Annotated in this window: 14 protein-coding genes; 2 read left to right on the top strand and 12 right to left on the bottom strand. The window is 70.8% G+C overall.

All coding sequences use genetic code 11. The features are described from left to right. Positions 1-32 precede the first annotated feature (32 nt). The 12 genes from ABZ552_RS15300 to ABZ552_RS15245 all read right to left on the bottom strand — a co-directional run bounded on the left by ABZ552_RS15300 (position 33) and on the right by ABZ552_RS15245 (position 13,294). Positions 33-620 (bottom strand): hypothetical protein, encoded by a 588-nt coding sequence (locus ABZ552_RS15300; protein WP_357437714.1) that lies wholly within the window; start codon positions 618-620, stop codon positions 33-35. A 205-nt stretch (positions 621-825) separates the two neighbouring features. Then, entirely contained in the window at positions 826-2,148 is a 1,323-nt protein-coding gene (locus tag ABZ552_RS15295) for a UDP-glucose/GDP-mannose dehydrogenase family protein (protein ID WP_281879675.1), read from the bottom strand. Then, positions 2,141-3,085, bottom strand: coding sequence for a glycosyltransferase family 9 protein (locus ABZ552_RS15290; RefSeq protein ID WP_357437711.1), 945 nt, complete (start codon positions 3,083-3,085; stop codon positions 2,141-2,143). Before ABZ552_RS15290 ends, ABZ552_RS15295 begins: the two co-directional genes overlap by 8 nt. Continuing rightward, positions 3,082-3,771 (bottom strand): SDR family oxidoreductase, encoded by a 690-nt coding sequence (locus ABZ552_RS15285; RefSeq protein WP_357437708.1) that lies wholly within the window; start codon positions 3,769-3,771, stop codon positions 3,082-3,084. The genes ABZ552_RS15290 and ABZ552_RS15285 overlap by 4 nt, the downstream gene beginning before the upstream one ends. 21 nt (positions 3,772-3,792) lie before the next feature. Continuing rightward, positions 3,793-5,175 (bottom strand): D-glycero-beta-D-manno-heptose 1-phosphate adenylyltransferase, encoded by a 1,383-nt coding sequence (gene rfaE2, locus ABZ552_RS15280; RefSeq protein WP_281879678.1) that lies wholly within the window; start codon positions 5,173-5,175, stop codon positions 3,793-3,795. After that, the gene (locus tag ABZ552_RS15275; RefSeq protein WP_281879679.1) at positions 5,172-5,735 is read right to left on the bottom strand and encodes an SIS domain-containing protein; all 564 of its coding nucleotides are present in this window, start codon (positions 5,733-5,735) and stop codon (positions 5,172-5,174) included. Before ABZ552_RS15275 ends, rfaE2 begins: the two co-directional genes overlap by 4 nt. Next, a complete protein-coding gene (locus ABZ552_RS15270; protein ID WP_357437704.1) occupies positions 5,732-6,775 on the bottom strand; it encodes a glycosyltransferase family 9 protein in 1,044 nt (347 codons plus the stop codon). Before ABZ552_RS15270 ends, ABZ552_RS15275 begins: the two co-directional genes overlap by 4 nt. Next, on the bottom strand, positions 6,772-8,271 hold the full coding sequence (locus ABZ552_RS15265; RefSeq protein ID WP_357437701.1) for an HAD-IIIA family hydrolase: 1,500 nt from the start codon (positions 8,269-8,271) through the stop codon (positions 6,772-6,774). The genes ABZ552_RS15270 and ABZ552_RS15265 overlap by 4 nt, the downstream gene beginning before the upstream one ends. Further along, the gene (locus ABZ552_RS15260) at positions 8,268-9,890 is read right to left on the bottom strand and encodes a carbamoyltransferase C-terminal domain-containing protein (protein ID WP_281918181.1); all 1,623 of its coding nucleotides are present in this window, start codon (positions 9,888-9,890) and stop codon (positions 8,268-8,270) included. The genes ABZ552_RS15265 and ABZ552_RS15260 overlap by 4 nt, the downstream gene beginning before the upstream one ends. 119 nt (positions 9,891-10,009) lie before the next feature. After that, a complete protein-coding gene (locus tag ABZ552_RS15255) occupies positions 10,010-10,969 on the bottom strand; it encodes a UDP-glucuronic acid decarboxylase family protein (protein ID WP_357437698.1) in 960 nt (319 codons plus the stop codon). Positions 10,970-10,977: 8 nt separating this feature from the next. Then, positions 10,978-12,285 (bottom strand): glycosyltransferase, encoded by a 1,308-nt coding sequence (locus tag ABZ552_RS15250; protein ID WP_357437696.1) that lies wholly within the window; start codon positions 12,283-12,285, stop codon positions 10,978-10,980. A gap of 31 nt (positions 12,286-12,316) precedes the next feature. Next, the gene (locus tag ABZ552_RS15245; protein ID WP_281879685.1) at positions 12,317-13,294 is read right to left on the bottom strand and encodes a glycosyltransferase; all 978 of its coding nucleotides are present in this window, start codon (positions 13,292-13,294) and stop codon (positions 12,317-12,319) included. Positions 13,295-13,455: 161 nt separating this feature from the next. Here ABZ552_RS15245 and ABZ552_RS15240 point away from each other — a divergent pair, with 161 nt between their 5' ends. After that, a complete protein-coding gene (locus ABZ552_RS15240; RefSeq protein WP_281918185.1) occupies positions 13,456-14,847 on the top strand; it encodes an aldehyde dehydrogenase family protein in 1,392 nt (463 codons plus the stop codon). A gap of 307 nt (positions 14,848-15,154) precedes the next feature. Next, a complete protein-coding gene (locus ABZ552_RS15235) occupies positions 15,155-16,039 on the top strand; it encodes a glycosyltransferase family 2 protein (protein ID WP_357437693.1) in 885 nt (294 codons plus the stop codon). Positions 16,040-16,042: the final 3 nt, after the last annotated feature.

Below are 16,042 nucleotides of genomic sequence, written 5' to 3'. Positions count from 1 at the left end.
ATCGGCGTCGGGCCGTGTTCACACGGGTCGCGTCAGCCGGCGAACGCGGGGAGTGCCGCGAATTCCGGCGCGAGCCGGGCGGTCGGGACGGTGTGCGCGATCCAGCGACGGGCACGGCTGAGCGGATGCTCGGGAAACTCTGCGTCCCAGCGGATGTCGTCGGCCGCGTTGTACGGCAGCCGACCCCGCACCTCGGGCGCGTAGGGATGCGGCGGGAACATATGGTCGAAACCGATCTTGGTGGCGAGGAGGGCCTCGCGCACACCTGTGGTGCCGGTCTCGGGGCAGAGGATCTGCAGGACCGCGCTGCTGCGGGCCTTCGGGACGATCACGGACGCGGCGAACACCAAGCCCTGTGGCTGGTTCGGCAGCGGCAACTTCTCCATGCGCAGCAGCGCAGGCTGCGCGTCCAGCCACACCACGAAAGCTTCGATGAGGCAGCCGTTCTGCGCGCTTCTCTCGGCCAGGCGGCGGCGCAAGGTTTCCAGATCATCCAACGGCGCGGGCAGATCCGGGACGAGGTCGAAATACGACACGTTCACCATGTCACCGGTCCGAGGATCGCGCCAGGTCGCGCTGTCGACCTGCTGCATTTCCCCGATGTCGAACGAAATAGGCACCGGCACAGATTATCCGCAGTCCACGGGTGCGGACGTCCGCGGTGGAGACCCACGAGGACTCCGACCCGCTCCAGCGGAACCGGAGCTGCGAACAAAGCTCATCTGGATACTCGGATATGCGCATTAGAACATGAATCTTCCCATCATCGAGTGCCCTGGTTGGGGGGTCGGGGACTCGGCTCGGTTCTCCGTTCGCCACGGCCGATCAGGCTCGGCTGCTGTCCGAAGCGCCGGTGGTGCCGTTGCCCAACAAGGTGAAACCGGTGCCGGTGAGCAGCTGCTCGTCGAGCAGGTTCCGGGTGTCGACGATCACGGGCCGGTCGACGTCGGTCGCGAGCTTCGCCCAGTCGAGCGAACGGAATTCGGGCCACTCGGTGAGAATCACGAGCGCGCCGGCATCCTTCGCCACCAGGTACGGATCGTCCACCACTCGAATACCGTCGAGATCAGGGGTGCCCGCCGGGACGCAGGGGTCGTACGCGGTGACCGTGGCATCGTGCCGGGAGAGCTGCCTGGCGACCGCGACGGCGGGGGAGTCGCGCAGGTCGCCGGTACCGGCTTTGAAGGCGAGGCCGAGCACGCCGATGCGGGTCCCCGACAGCGAGCCGTCGACCGCGCCGGTCACCGCGCGGCGGATCTTGCGCAACACCATCGCCTGCTGGTGATCGTTGGCGCGCAGGGTGTCTCGGACCAGAGCGAAGTCCACTCCGGATGCCTCCGCGGCCCGCAGCAGCGCGCGCGTGTCCTTGGGCAGGCACGAGCCGCCCCAGCCGGGGCCGGGAGCCAGGAAAGCGGGTCCGATCCGGTCGTCCATGCCCATCGCGCCGGTGACCTTCGTGATGTCGGCGCCGACCCGTTCACACAATTCGGCCAGCGTGTTGACGAACGAGAGTTTCATCGCGAGAAAGGCATTGCTGGCGTATTTGGCGAGTTCCGCGCTGGCCGAATCCGTGCGCAATACCGGCGCGCCGGTTCCGGCGTACAACGCCGCGACCCGCTCGGCCGACTCCTGATCGGGCTCGGCCGCGCCGACGACAACTCGGTCGGGGTGCAGGAAGTCCTCGACCGCGTGTCCCTCCCGGAGGAATTCGGGGTTGCTGACGACCGCGGTGCTCGCGAGACCGGACAGGGCGGCGATCCGCGCCGCCGTCCCCACCGGGACGGTGGACTTGGTGACCAGCACGCAATCCGGCGGTAGCACCGTGGACAACGCCTCGAGCGCGTCCTCGAGCACGCCGAGATCCGCCGTGCCGCCGGTGCCCATGGGGGTGGGCAGGCACAGCAGGACCACTTCGCATTCGTGGAGCGCTTCGGGATCCGACATGAAGACGAGCCGGTTCTCCGCGAGCCCTTCCCGCACCAGCTCCGGTAAGCCGGGCTCGACGATCGCGACCGTACCCGCGCGCAGAGCGGCTACCTTGGCCTCGTCGTTGTCGACACAGACCACATGATGGCCCAAGTGGGCGAGGCAAGCGGCGCTGGTCAGCCCCACATAACCGGCGCCGACCACGCCGACGCGGCTACCCATGGCGCACCTTCGCCCCGAGCAAACCGGTTGCGGCGGTGAGCACATGCTCGGGCCGCAGCCTCAGCAGCCCGGGATCCGGATGGCCGGAATGCGGATCGCCGACGGTCCCGGCCCAGAGTGTCACGTGCTGTTCCGCGTCGGCGGGCGGCCCCCACCGCTGCGGCGGTGTGGGGCCGAACAGCAGGACCGACGGTGTGCCGAAGGCGGTGGCGAGGTGCCCGACGCCGGTGTCGCCGCAGACGACCAGCGCCGCGTCGGCCACCAGCGCGGCGAGTTCGATCAGGCCGGTGCGCCCCGCGTACACCGCGGTGGGCGGTAGGCCGGCCTGCTCGGCGACCGCGTTCGCCAGCCGAATCTCCTCGCGCGTGCCGGTGATCACCACGCGGTGGCCGTCGGCGCCGAGTTCGCGGGCCACGCGAGCGAATCGTTCGGAGGGCCAGCGGCGTGCGGGATGCGCCGCGCCGGGATGGATCACGACCACGTTCGACTCGGCGGCGGGCGCCGGGGGAGCAGGCAGCCGCAGCGCGGTGGGATCGGCATGGATCCGGCTGTACCCCAGCAGCAGACACCAGCGGTCCACTTCGTGCACGTCCTCGCGCCACTCGGGGCCGGGCAGTCCGGGGTAGTCCGAATGGTGATGCGTCAGCAGCGTTTCGGGACGCGCCGCCAGGAGGTCACGGATGCTCTCCGGTCCGCTGCCGTGCAGGTTGACCGCCAGTCTCGGGGGCGCCGCGTGCCATCGCAGCGCACCCAGTCCCGCGGTCGGCAGCAGTTCGTCGACCGCGTCGATGAGATGGACAAGATCGCGCAGCGATTCCGGTGCGGCGAGCACCACGCGGTCTTCCGGGTAGGCGTTTCGTAGCCCGCGCAAGGCGGGCACGGCGGTCAGCAGGTCGCCGAGCCCGAGCGCGCGCAACACGAGAATCGTGTCGCTCAAGGCCACGAACCCTCTTCCGACGCGCACACGACCATCTCCCTGACCTCGCAGCCGGGCGGCTGGCGCAGCGCGAACACCACCGCGGCCGCGACGTCCTCGGGCTGGTTGAGTTTCGCGTCGGGCGGTGGCTTGTACTGCTCGTCACGGTCGTCGAAGAACGCGGTGTGCATTCCGCCCGGGATCAGCAGCGTCACCCCGACGCTGCCCGCTGTCTCGGCGGCGAGCGCTCTGGTGAAGCCGACGACGCCGAATTTCGACGCGCAATAGGCGGTGGCATCACCGACCGCCTTGATGCCGAGGGTGGAAGCACAGGTCACCACGGTTCCCTTGCTTTTCCGCAAGAACGGTAGGGCGGCACGGATGACGGCGGCGGTGCCGAACAGGTTGACCTGCACGACGTATTCCCACTTCTTCGCGGGCACCTTGTCCAACGGGCCGCACGCATCGGTTCCGGCGGCGGTGAAGACGCCGTCGATCCGCCCACCCGCCCGCTCGGCGAGCTCGCACACGGCTTGTTCGGCGGCGACGGTATCGGCGAGGTCGGCCCGCACGAAGTCGACGGGCGTCTCGGGCTCCACCCGATCGATCACGAAGGGACGCCCGCCGTTCTCGCGTACCGCGGCGGTGACCGCCGCGCCGAGTCCGGAAGCGCCGCCGGTGATCAGGACATTGCCGAGGGTTCGCATCGTGCTCCTTACGTTCTCGGGTCAGCCGCACGCCTGCGTCGCGGCGACCAGCTGGGTTGTCGAATAACCGCGAACAGTGGGAATCAGCGCGATCTCGCCGCCGTACCCGCGAACGACCGCGGCCTCCGGGAGGTCGACGCCGGTGTAGTCGCCGCCCTTGACCCAGACATCGGGGCGAAGGCGCTCCAGCAGTGCGCTCGGGGAGGATTCGTCGAACACGACGACGGCGTCCACCGACGACAGTGCGATCAGCAGGCGGGCGCGGTCGCGTGCGGTGACGATCGGACGGCGCGGCCCCTTCAAACGCCGCACCGAGGCATCGGAGTTGAGGCAGACCACCAGCGCGTCGCCCATGGCGCGAGCCTGGCGCAGCAAGCTCACGTGTCCGGGGTGCAATAGATCGAAACAGCCGCCGGTGGCCACGAGCCTGCCGCCGCGCGCCCTGACCCGCGCCGCCACCTCGAACGCCGACCCGCCCGCTTCCGTCGTGTCCTCCTCCCCGGTGGCGGTGCTGTCGCATGCGGACAACGTGGCCGCGCCGCCCGCGGCGACGAATCCGGCCGCCGCGTCCACGGCGTGCGACACCGCGTCGGCCACCGTCGACCCGTCGAAGAGTGCGGCGGTCGCGGCGGAGGCGAATCGGTCGCCCGCGCCGCAGGTATCCGAACCGACGTGCCCCGCGATCCGTATCCCAGCGGGCACCGGCACTACCGTGAGCCGCTTCCCATTGGCCAGCACCGCCCCGTTCGGACCGGTCGTGACCGCGACGGAATCGGCGGCCCACTCGTCGCGGAGGACCTTCGCCAACTCATCCGGTTCGACGTATCCCGGCGCGAACTGGCGTGCCTCCTCGAGATTCGGCGAGACCAGCGCCGCGCCCGGCGTCGGGGCGGGGCCGCGCGGATGCGGATCCCACACCACCGGCACGGACCGCGCCAGTTCGGTCAGCAGGCTGCGGATCTCCGGATGTGCGGCGACGCCCCGGCCGTAGTCCGCCACGAGGACCGCGCCGGCCGCCCGCAGTGCCCTGGTGACCGACGCGCTCACCGAGCCGCCGTCGGCGGTCCCGTCGCCGGTGTCCAGCCGCAACAGCGACTGACCGGCGGCGCGGACGCGGGTCTTGCGTACCGTCTCGCCGCGCAGCGGCATCGGAACCACCTGGACGTACTGGTCCAGCAGGCGGGTGAGGAGCCGGCCGTCGTGGTCGTCGGCGGTCGCCGTGACCAGGGAGACCTCGGCGACCGACCGCGCGGCCAGCACGGCGGCCAGACCGGCGCCGCCCGGGCGCATCCACCGGCGTTCCACGTCCACCACGGGCACGGGCGCCTCGGGCGACAACCGGTTGGCGACGCCCTCGATGTCGACGTCGAGCATGCTGTCGCCGATCACGACCAACGGCTTCATGTCGGTACCCCCAGTGCGTCGTCGAGCGCCGTGCACAGGGCGTGCACCAAGACCAGATGCACCTCCTGCACGGTGGCGGTGCTCGGCGCGTCCACGGCCACCGCGTCGTCGCAGAGGGCCGCGAGCGGATTGGGCGCGGGGCCGGTCATGGCCCAGGTGGTGACGCCGATGTCGTGCGCCGCTTTCGCCGCGGCCACCACGTTCTGGCTGCTGCCGCTGGTGGACAACAGAATGAGGACGTCGTCGGGTCTGCCGTGCGCGCGGACCTGACGCGCGAACAGCTCGGTCTCGCCGTAGTCGTTCACGATGGCGGTGCCCGCCGAGGTGTCGGCGTGCAGGGCGATCGCCGACAGCGGACGGCGATCGTTGCGGAAGCGGCCGACCAGTTCCCCCGTCAGGTGCTGCGCTTCGGCCGCGCTGCCCCCGTTGCCGCACGCGAGCAATCTGCCGCCGTTGTCCAGTACCACCGCCAGTTCTCGCCCCCATCTGCGGATACTCGGTGCGAAGCAACTGGTGCGCTCCAGCGCTGCGTGCAAAGCCGCGAAATGCTCCTCGATCACCGCACACCTCCTGTCCGCAGACGCGCACGCCTGCCCGCACCGAGTTCTTCCGCCACCGTGACGACCTGCTCCGGGGAGATCGAGTCCAGGCACGGGTGCCCCACGACCGGGCATTCCCTGGCCCTGCTGCCGCGGCAGGGCGCGTGCTGGTCGCCGAGCATGGCCACCGGCACGCCGTAAGGCGCCCACCGCGCTGCGGGGACGACCGGTGCGAAGAGGGAGACCACGGGCGTCCCGACGGCCGCGGCCAGGTGCGCCGGCCCGGTGTTCGGCGCCACCACGACGCTCGCGTCGCGCAACACGGCGGCCAGCTCGGGCAGCGTGGTGGCGCCGCCGAGGTCGACGGCGTGCCGGCCGGCGACGGCGCCGGTGAGCGGCCGGTCGGCGGGTGCGCCGGTGACGACCACGCGGTGCCCGGCGCCGGTCAACGCGGCGACGATGGCCGCCGAACGGGACGAGGAGGGCTGTCGCGCCGGTACCGACGCGGCCGGATGCACCACCACGTAGCCCGGTTCGCCGGTGAGCGCGCCGACCTTCGGCAACGGCTGGCGGACGGCGAGTTTCCCGTCGTCCCCGGGGGGTAGCCGGAAACCGGCCGCCTCGGCGAGCGACAGCGCGCGCTCGGCTTCGGGCGGATCGCCTTCGACGCGATGGCGCAGATCCAGCAGCGAACCGGGGTAGTCCTCCGAGATGGCGCCGATCCAGGGGACGCCGGCCATCCGGAGCAACAGCGCCAGCGGCAACGGTGACTGGTGAAAGGACGTGAGGATCAACGCCAGGTCCAGGTCTAGCGCGCGGATCCGGTCGAGGAAGCCCTCGATGCCGGCCGCGGCGACCGAAGGGGGCTCCAGATCGATCCACGGCGCGCACCAGGTCACGACCTGGTCCACTCCCGGCAACAGGTCGGCGGCGGCCCGGCCGCGCGGCCCGGACAACAGCGTCACCGAATCGACGTGCGCTGCCACCGCCCGCACGCACGGCCCGGCCAGCAGCACATCGCCGAAATTGTCCATGCGTGCGACCAGCGCCCGGCGTGTCATGGCACGCTCACCATCGCCAGCCGTACGGCTTCGGGCAGGTCCTGCGCCACGGTCGCTTCGCGGCGTGCGCGGTGCACCTCCTCGGGAAGGGTTCGCGCCGTCGGCACCAGGATCGCGCGGGCGCCCGCGGCCTGCGCGGCGGCGATGTCGGCGCCGGTATCGCCGATGACCACGCATCTGCCGACGTCGACGCCGAGTTCCGCCGCGGCTCGCCGGATCAGGCCCGGCTCGGGTTTGCGGCACCCGCAGCCGTCGCCTTCGCCGTGCACGCACACCTGCCATGTCGCGAACGGTCCGAGCAACTCCTCGACGCGGGAATTCACCGCGGCGAGCTGTTCGCGGCTGATCAATCCGCGCGCGACGCCGGATTGGTTGCTCACGATGCCGAGCTGGACGCCGGCCGCGCGCACCTTCCGGAGCGCGTCGACGGCCCCCGGCACCGGCTGGACCTTGGTGGGATCGGCGAGGTAGGGGACATCGATGATGAGGGTGTCGTCGCGGTCGAACAGCAACGCCAGCGGCGAGGCGTGGGAGGCGTTCCGGTGGCGCAGCTCGCCGCGCAGGCGATGCCAGCACGCAGCGGGTGGGATCAGCGCGCTGCTCACCGTCATCCGGCCGATCTCGCCGGGCGTGCGCGGACCCGGCGCGATTCTGCGCGCGGCGAATTGGCCGGTCGACGCCAGCCAGACCGCGGCGAACGCCAGGGCGGGGCGCAGGCGGCCCGCGAGGCCGAGCGCCGCGGCCGCCGCGCCTGCCGCCGTGGTGAGCGCGTGCCGGGGCAGCAGCCCCTTGTCCTCGCCGATGCGCTGCCGCCACCGAGCGCCGTACTTCCGCCGCAGCAACGCGTTGTCGGCGTTCCCGCGCTGTGCGCGCACACTCGCCATGGGCCCCGATGCGCGGAGCGGATGGCGAGTGCTGCGTCGTCCGGCCGCGATGACGTACCCCGCGAGGCAGACCCGCAGCGCCAGGTCGGCATCCTCGCGGAACGCCCGCGGGAACCGTTCGTCGAACCCACCGACCGCGACCAGCGCGGACCTGCGGTAGGCCATGTCCGCGGTGATCCACCGCGCCGTGGCCAGCCGTGCGATTCCCCGTTCCGCGTCGGTCGGCTTGCGGTGCTCGGGCAGCGGAACCTCGATCCGGGCCGTGGACGCCGCCGTGTTCTCGTCGAGCTCCCGCAAGTCGTCGGCCAAGCGGGCAGGCCAATCCGGCGGAGTGAGCACGTCGTCGTCCAAGAACGCGATCCACGCGCCCGAGGCGGCCTGCCACCCCGCGTTCCGCGCCGCGGCGGGCCCACGGCCGCCCGAGCGGATGACCCGCACCGGCGGCACGGTCTCGGGCAGCGGCAGGTCGCCGGTGCCGGGCCGGTCGTCGACGACGATGAGCTCGCGTGGCTTCGGACCCGTCGCGGCCGCCAGCGACTCGAGCAGCGTCCGAAGACTTTCCCGGCCGGTGGTCGGGATGACGATGCTGTAGTCCACGGTCTGGCCGTTCATGCGCGGCGGACCACGAACGGACCGAGAGCGAGCAGATCGATCGGCGCGGAACCGAAGCACTCCAGGGCGTCGCGGGGCGAATCCACCATCGGCCTGCCCGCGGTGTTCAAGCTCGTGTTGACCACCACGGGCAAGCCGGTGCGCCGGTCGAACTCCGACAACATCCGCGCCAGGACGGGATTGTCGGCGGGATCGACGGTCTGCACCCGCGCGGTGCCGTCCACATGGGTCACGGCGGGGATCCGCGCGCGCCACTGCGGCGCGACGTCGTGGACGAACAGCATGTACGGGCTCGGCAATGGTCCGCGTTCGAAGATCTCGGCTGCCCGGTCGGCCAGCACCATCGGCGCGAGCGGCCGGAACTGCTCGCGCCCTTTCACGTCGTTGAGGCGCTCGAGATTCGCCGACCGGCCGGGATGGGCGAGCAGCGAGCGATGTCCGAGCGCGCGCGGGCCGAATTCGGCCCGGCCCTGGAACCAGGCCACCACCTGGTCTTCCGCGAGCGCTTGGGCCACGTCGGCCGCGATGTCCGCGGATTTCGTGTAGCGGACCTTGGCCGTGCGCAGCACGGTCTCCAGCTCCGCGTCGGTCCATTCGCGGCCGAGATCGGCTCCGCGCATCGGGGTGACCCGCTCGCCGAATTCGGCCGCCAATTGCAGCGCGGCGCCGAGCGCGGTGCCCGCGTCGCCCGAGGCCGGTTGGACCCAGACCCGGTCGTAGGGGCCTTCGGCGTGCAGCCGGGTGTTGGCCACGCAGTTCAGCGCGATGCCACCGGCCAGCGTGAGGTTCTGCTGACCGGTCTGGCGATGCAGCCACGAGGTCAATTCGAGCAACACGTCCTCGAGCCGGCGCTGGACGCTCGCGGCGAGGTCGGCATGGTCCGGGCCGGGCGCACCCGCGGTCACCGCGGGTGCGAACTCCGACCAGTCCACGGGTTCGGTGCGGAAACCGCCATCCCTGGTGGTGTACACGAGTTCGCGGAACCGATCGAGGAACCGCGGGGTGCCGTAGGAGGCGAGAGCCATCACCTTGTATTCGTCGCTCGACCGGGTGAATCCGAGATGTTCGGTGAGGTCCTCGTACATCAGCCCGAGCGAGTGCGGCAGCTGCTGGGCGGCCAGTTCCACGAACTTGCCGTCCCGGTATTCCCCGGCCAGATAGGACTGACTCTCGCCGCGGCCGTCGGCCACCAGCACCGCCGAATCGCCCGACGGGGCCGCGAGCGCGGCGGACGCGGCATGCGCCAGATGATGCCGCACGAAACGCACGATCGATGGATCGAGGCCGGGCAGTGCGGCCGTGAGAAACGCGGGTGCGCGGAAAGCGTAATCGGTTCTGGTATTTTCGCTTTTCTGATCGAGACCGCCGAGCGAATGGTCGACCAGGCGCGGGTCATAGGAATAGCCCACCGCGTCGAGCTGCTCGGGACGCAATCCCGCTCGTTCCAGGCACCACGCGGCCGCTTGCTCGGGGAGCTCCCACGCGGAGAACGGCACCGGCCGCTTGCCGTGCTTACGCCGAGTGAACCGCTCTTCCTCGGCGGCCGCGACGATTTCGCCGTCCACGATCAGGGCCGCAGCAGGATCATGAAATATCGCGTTTATTCCGAGAATGCGCACGGGCCGCCTTTCTGTTCGAGACGCGGGACCTGCCGGTCTACCCGCTGACATATGTCTGGCGCTACCCGCTGAAGTCACGACTAAACCGATGCGCCGCCCGGCGCCCATCAGCGCGGCGACTACCGAGCCGGTTCCGCCGCGCGTCCGGCGAACCAGTCGATCGTGCGGCGCAACCCCTCCACCCGGGTGATCACCGGCCACCAGCCCAATTCCCGTCGAGCCAGCGAGATGTCCGGGCACCGTCGTTTCGGGTCGTCGACCGCCCCGTCGACGTACGTCACGACGGACCGGCTGCCGGTCAGCGACAGGATTTCCGCCGCGAGGCAGCGCACGGAGAGTTCGTGCGGATTGCCGATATTCACCGGTCCCGGATAATCGGTGGCCGCCAGCGCGAGCAGCCCGCGCACCGTGTCGTCGACATAACACAGTGATCGCGTCTGCTCACCGGTTCCGGCGATGGTCAGCGGCGCGTCCGACAAGGCCTGTGCGATAAAGGTGGGCACCATACGACCGTCGTCGGTGCGCATGCACGGACCGTAGGTGTTGAAAATTCGGGCAATTCCGGTATTCGCGCCTCTTTCCCGGCGAAATGCCATGGTCAAAGCTTCGGCATACCGCTTCGCTTCGTCGTAGACGCTGCGCGGACCGACGGGATTGACATGACCCCAGTAATTCTCGGTCTGCGGATGGACGGCCGGGTCACCGTAGACCTCGCTGGTCGACGCGAGCACGAAACGGGCGCCATGGCGCTCCGCCAGATCGAGGGCGTTCGCGGTCCCGAGCGAACCGGCTCGCAGCGTCTCGATCGGCAGCCGGAGGTAATCGGGAGGCGACGCGGCCGACGCGAGATGGAAGACCACGTCGAAGGCGCCCACCGCAGGCAGCGGTTCGGTGACGTCGTGCCGCCGCAGATCGAAGCCGGGCCGGTCGAGCAGCCGGGCGACGTTGTCCGGAGTCGACGTGGCGAAATTGTCGAGCGCGACCACGGCGGTGCCCGCGTCGAGCAGTTGTTCACACAGGTGCGAGCCGACGAAACCGCAACCGCCGGTGACCAACGCGCGTTCACAGGGTTCGGACACGGCGCCGCCTACCCGTGGCCGTTCGCGCGAGCACCGTGACCCATCGCCGGTGACCCGGTGGGAAGCCCGTCGTTCCCGGCGGGGTCGAGCGCACGGCCGTCCGTGGGCCCGCTTCCGTTCCCCGCGCGCACAGCCGGGGCGGTCACCCTGCGATACGCGTGCAGGGTCTCCGCGGCGATACGGTCCCAGGAGTAGCGCGCCTCGACCCGCTCACGTCCGGCCTGACCGTACTTCCGCCTGATCTCCGGCGCGGCCAGCAGATCCCGGACGGCGTCGGCCAGTTGCGCGGGCTCGTGCGGGGGGACCAGCCTGCCGGTCACACCGTCGACGACGGTGTCGATGAGGCCCCCGACCGCGGCGGCCACCACGGGAACGGCGCAGGCCATCGCTTCCAGCGGTGTGATGCCGAACGGTTCGTACCACGGCGTGCACACGGCGACGTCGGCCGACCTGAGCAGCGGCGCCATTCGTGTCCTCGGGACCTGGCCCAGCATGTGGAGCCGGTTTCGCACGCCGAGTTCGTCGGCCAGCTCCAGCAGCCTCCTGCCTTCCGGGTCGTCGGCGACGTCGCCGTCGTCCGGGCCGCCGACCAACACCAGCTCGGTGTCCGGCAGAGCGGCCAGTGCGGTGATCGCGGTGTCGAAACCCTTGCGGGGCACCAACCGGCCCACGCTGACCATCCGGTGCTCGGCCGACCTCGGTGCGCTCGCCCCGTGGGGGGTGAACTGCTCGAGGTCGACGCCGCAGGGAATCACCGATGTCCTGGACTGCGGCACGCCTATTCTGGCCAGTTCGAAAACCTCGTCGGTGCAGGTGGCGATGATGCGATCGGCGCGTTCGGCGATCGATTGCTCGAGGCGTACGCGGTCGGCCGGGCTGGTGTCGTCGGCTCCTTGGTGGCGGCGTTTCACCACCCCCAGCGCGTGGAAGGTCTGGACGACCGGGATGCCTGTTTGCCCAGCGGCCTGGAGGGCGGCCAAGCCGGACATCCAGAAGTGCGCGTGCACCACATCGGGGCGGCAGTCTCGCCACTGCTGTTGCAGGAAAGCGCCGAATTCGCTTATATGGGGCAGCAATTCGTCCTTCGGCAGCGGGTGGGCAGGCCCGGCCGGGACATGGATCACGCGATAGCCCTGTGCGGCGGTGACAGCATGCGGAGCCTGCGCGTCGTCGCGCCGCGTGTAGACGGTGACGTCGTGCCCCTGGCGGCACAGAGCCGCGGACAGCTCCGCGACATGGACGTTCTGCCCCCCGGCATCGACGCCGCCCAGCACGGCTAGCGGACTGGCGTGTTCGGACACCATCGCGATCTTCATGATTCCGCCTTCTCTCTCCGGGACCCTGCCTTCATTCGGTGACCTCGGCGAGCAGGGAATCCCACCGGCGCAGGAAGACCTCGAGGCCGTAGTGCTCCAGCGCGAACTGCCGTCCCGATTTGCCCGCGAGCACCGCCAGGTCGGGTTCGTGGAGGAATTCCCGGAATTTCGCGGTGAGCACCGCGATGTCGGTGGAGATGGCGCCTGCTTCCGGCGGCACGGCCGAGACGGCCTCGGTGGTGGCCAGGGCTACCACCGGCATGGCCAGGTGCATGGCTTCCAGGAGAGATAATCCCAGTGAGGTCCAGCGCGCGGTGTGCAGATACACCCGCCTGCGGGCCATTTCCGGATGCAATGCCGATTGCGGGAAGTCGCCGATTCCGCGAATGGGGTGTGCGGTGGGCCGGTGCGCTGTGAATTCGTCGGCTCCGATGCCGTACAGATCGATCGGCCCCGCCATCGCGAAGTCCGGCAACAGATCACTTCCCGTGATCCTCCCGCGCCGCGCCGGCTCGTTGATCAGTGCCACGCCGTGCGGCAGTTCGCCGGTGTAGCGCGCGCCGGGGTCGACGATGCCGTGCGGCACGACCCGGGTGGGCGCGCGTCCGCTGTCCCACATCAAGTCGTTGAAATGGGTGACGTGCACGATCGGGATGTCGGCGCGATCCGCCAGCGGATGCGTGGTGGTGGCCGCGCTGGGACGCGGAGTGTTGTGCTCGACGTAGATCGCCGGGATGTCGGCGCCGGGACGCCGCCCGAGCCATCGTTCGGCGAGGTCGATCTCCTCCGGACGCTGGAGCACGACGACGTCCGGCTCCGCCTCGCGCAACGCGTCCGCGGGCACCTCCCGCACGGACGGCCAGTCGCGGCCGCACCGGCCGCGCCCCCACGGCCCGCCGCCGTCCACCACGGGTACGAGGTAACGGTGCGGCCCTTGCACGAACGACGTCGTCCACGAGCCGTGCACGTGCCACAACAGCACCGTGAGCCCCTCGGTCATTGCGGCCATATCGGTAGCTCTTGCCTATTATTTCCGGATCAAACCTGGTCACGTGCCCGGCAGCGACCCAGGCCGGGGGGCGTCGAACGTCCCGGCGCAGCTGGGCGGCGGCACCGATCCGGCTGCGGCCCGGCGGGTTTGAACCGGGGATGCGCGGCAATGGCCGCGGTATGAGCGCACCGAACGCTGTCCCGTCCGCCACCGGGCTCCGGGCTTCCGAAACGATCGAGATCTTCGATCCCGCCACCGGTGCCGCCGTCGGCACGGTTCCCATGGCCGATGCCGCGGAAATAGATCAGAAGATGGAGTCCGCCAACCGCGTTCAGCGGGGGTGGGCGCGGACACCGGCGGCCGAGCGGGCCGCCGCGCTCCGCGCCGGTGCCGCGCTGCTACGCGAGCGGGCCGATGAACTCGCCGAACTGAACCGCGCCGAAACCGGACGTCCGCACTCCGAGAGCAGGGAAGGAGTGCTGGCCGGCGCCGCGACCTTGGAGCAATACGCCGAAATCGGCCCGCTGCATCGGGGACGAAGCTTGCAGGGTGGTTTCGACGCCACCGACCTCATGGTGTGGGAGCCTCGCGGCGTCGTCGTAGCGCTGACGCCGTGGAACGATCCCGTGGCCGTATCCTGCGGTCTGCTCGGCGCGGGGCTGGTCACCGGAAACACGGTCGTGTACAAGCCGAGCGAACGCGCACCGCATACCGGCGCTCTGCTCGGTGATCTGCTCGCCCGTGGACTCCCGGAGGGGGTGCTGCAGACGATACAAGGCGATGGCAGGGTCGGCGCGCTGCTCGCCGCACGGTCCGATGTGGACGTCATCGCGCATGTCGGCAGCACGGCCACCGGGCGGTCGATCGCGCGCAGCGCCGCGGTCACGGGCACCAAGGCGCTGCTGGAGAACGGCGGCAACGACGCGCTGATCGTCGACGCGGGGGTGGATCCCGTCTGGGCCGCCGGTCAAGCCGCGCTCGGCGCGTTCGCGAACGCCGGTCAGATCTGCGTGTCCGTCGAACGGATCTTCGCGCATCGGGAAGTCGCCGAGCCCTTCCTGGCGGCGCTGGTGGCCGAAGCCGAGTCCAGGAAGGTGGCGCCGTTGGTCGACCGGCGCCACCGCGAGCAGGTCCACGCCCACGTGCGCGATGCCGTGGACGACGGCGCCGAACTGCTGACGGGCGGAGTGGTGCCGGAAGGCGCCGGTGCGCACTACCCGGCCACCGTGCTGGCACAGTGCGATCCGGCCATGCGGATCATGCGGGAAGAGACCTTCGGCCCGGTCGCGCCGGTACGGGTGGTGGATTCGTTCGACCGAGGCCTCGCGGAGGCCGCGACCGACGACTACGGGCTCGCGGCGACCGTGCTCACACCGTCGATGGCCCACGCCCAGCGCGCCTGGCGGGAACTGCCCGTCGGCACGGTGAAGATCAACGCGGTGTTCGGCGGCGCGCCCGGCGGAGCGGCGCACCCGCGCCGGGCCAGCGGATCCGGCTTCGGTTATGGGCCCGAGTTGCTGGACGAGATGACCCAGACGAAGGTCGTGCACCTGCGCCCGGCCCCCAGTTAGCGTCGAGCGCGGGCTCGGCCCGGGAACCGCGAGCGCGCACTCACCGACCCCGCTGATTGACCTGAGTCGCGCCCGGGTATGCGCCCGCACATGCGGGTACTTGTCACCGGGTGGCCCAGCTTCGCGCACGGGGAAGCGGCGGCCGCAGACGTGTCGAGGATGAGCCGAGCGCGGCTCTGGCATCCGCTGGGCAACACGTGACCCGGCGTGAAGTCCGTTCGGTCGTTGCGCGCTCGCGGGCTGCACGGCGGCGTGAATTCCCTGCGGCCACGGTCGAGAGCCGGGAGTTGCTCGTGGGACGGTCGGCGTGAGCGGGCAGAACGGGGCGAAGACGACAGTCGTCATCGCCACCCGCAACCGCGCTGCCGAATTGGTCCGCACCCTGACCGAGTTGCACACACTGCGCCCGCGCCCGGAGATCGTGGTGCTGGACAACGCTTCCGCCGACGACACCGTGGCGCGAGCGCGAGCATTCCCCGGCGTGCGGGTCGTCCCGCTGTCCCGCAACCTCGGCGCGGCCGCGCGCAACCTCGGCGTCGCGCTCGCCCGCACGCCGTACATCGCCTTCAGCGACGACGACTCGTGGTGGGCCCGCGACGCGCTTCCTGAAGCCGAGCGGCTGCTGGACGCCTGCCCCCGGCTGGGCCTCCTGGCGGGACGCACGCTCGTCGGCGCGGAGCACCGTGACGATCCCGTCAACGAACTGATGGCCACCAGCCCGCTCGGCCACCCACCCGGCCTGCCGGGGCCTTTGGTCCTCGGCTTCCTGGCTTGCGCGGCGATCGTGCGGAAGGAGGCGTACCTGCAGGCCGCCGGGTTCAGTCCGCTGCTGCACTTCGGCGCCGAAGAACGCTTGCTGTCCCTCGACATGGCGGCGTGTGGCTGGGACCTCTGCTATGTGGCGGCGGTGCGGGCCCACCACCATCCCTCCACGCGCCGACCGCCTCGGGCGTGGCGCAAGCGGGCCGAACAGCGCAACAACGCGCTGATCGTCTGGATGCGACGGCCGCTGCGGCGGTGCGCGGCCGAGTCCGTCGGCCTGGTCGGCCGCACGGTGCGCGACCCCGGGACGTTACTGGCGGTCGCGGGACTGCTGCGCCGCCTGCCCCAGGCGTTGGCGCAGCGGCGCAGGCTGCCGCCGGAGATCGAGCGCCGGGCCAGGATCCTGGAACTCGCCCATGAAAGGAAGTGACCG

The organism is Nocardia sp. NPDC019219, assembly GCF_040632645.1.
In the GTDB taxonomy this organism is placed as follows: domain Bacteria; phylum Actinomycetota; class Actinomycetes; order Mycobacteriales; family Mycobacteriaceae; genus Nocardia; species Nocardia sputorum.
The sequence above is the reverse complement of the archived record's forward strand: the minus strand, read 5'-3'. Positions and strand labels throughout refer to the sequence as shown.

What these genes read in the sequence shown, in the direction of transcription:
- ABZ552_RS15295 (WP_281879675.1), bottom strand. Translation starts at nt 2,148, where the DNA reads ATGGGTAGCCGCGTCGGCGTGGTCGGCGCCGGTTATGTGGGGCTGACC.
- ABZ552_RS15285 (WP_357437708.1), bottom strand. Translation starts at nt 3,771, where the DNA reads ATGCGAACCCTCGGCAATGTCCTGATCACCGGCGGCGCTTCCGGACTC.
- rfaE2 (WP_281879678.1), bottom strand. Translation starts at nt 5,175, where the DNA reads ATGAAGCCGTTGGTCGTGATCGGCGACAGCATGCTCGACGTCGACATC.
- ABZ552_RS15270 (WP_357437704.1), bottom strand. Translation starts at nt 6,775, where the DNA reads ATGACACGCCGGGCGCTGGTCGCACGCATGGACAATTTCGGCGATGTG.
- ABZ552_RS15265 (WP_357437701.1), bottom strand. Translation starts at nt 8,271, where the DNA reads ATGAACGGCCAGACCGTGGACTACAGCATCGTCATCCCGACCACCGGC.
- ABZ552_RS15250 (WP_357437696.1), bottom strand. Translation starts at nt 12,285, where the DNA reads ATGAAGATCGCGATGGTGTCCGAACACGCCAGTCCGCTAGCCGTGCTG.
- ABZ552_RS15245 (WP_281879685.1), bottom strand. Translation starts at nt 13,294, where the DNA reads ATGGCCGCAATGACCGAGGGGCTCACGGTGCTGTTGTGGCACGTGCAC.
- ABZ552_RS15240 (WP_281918185.1), top strand. Translation starts at nt 13,456, where the DNA reads ATGAGCGCACCGAACGCTGTCCCGTCCGCCACCGGGCTCCGGGCTTCC.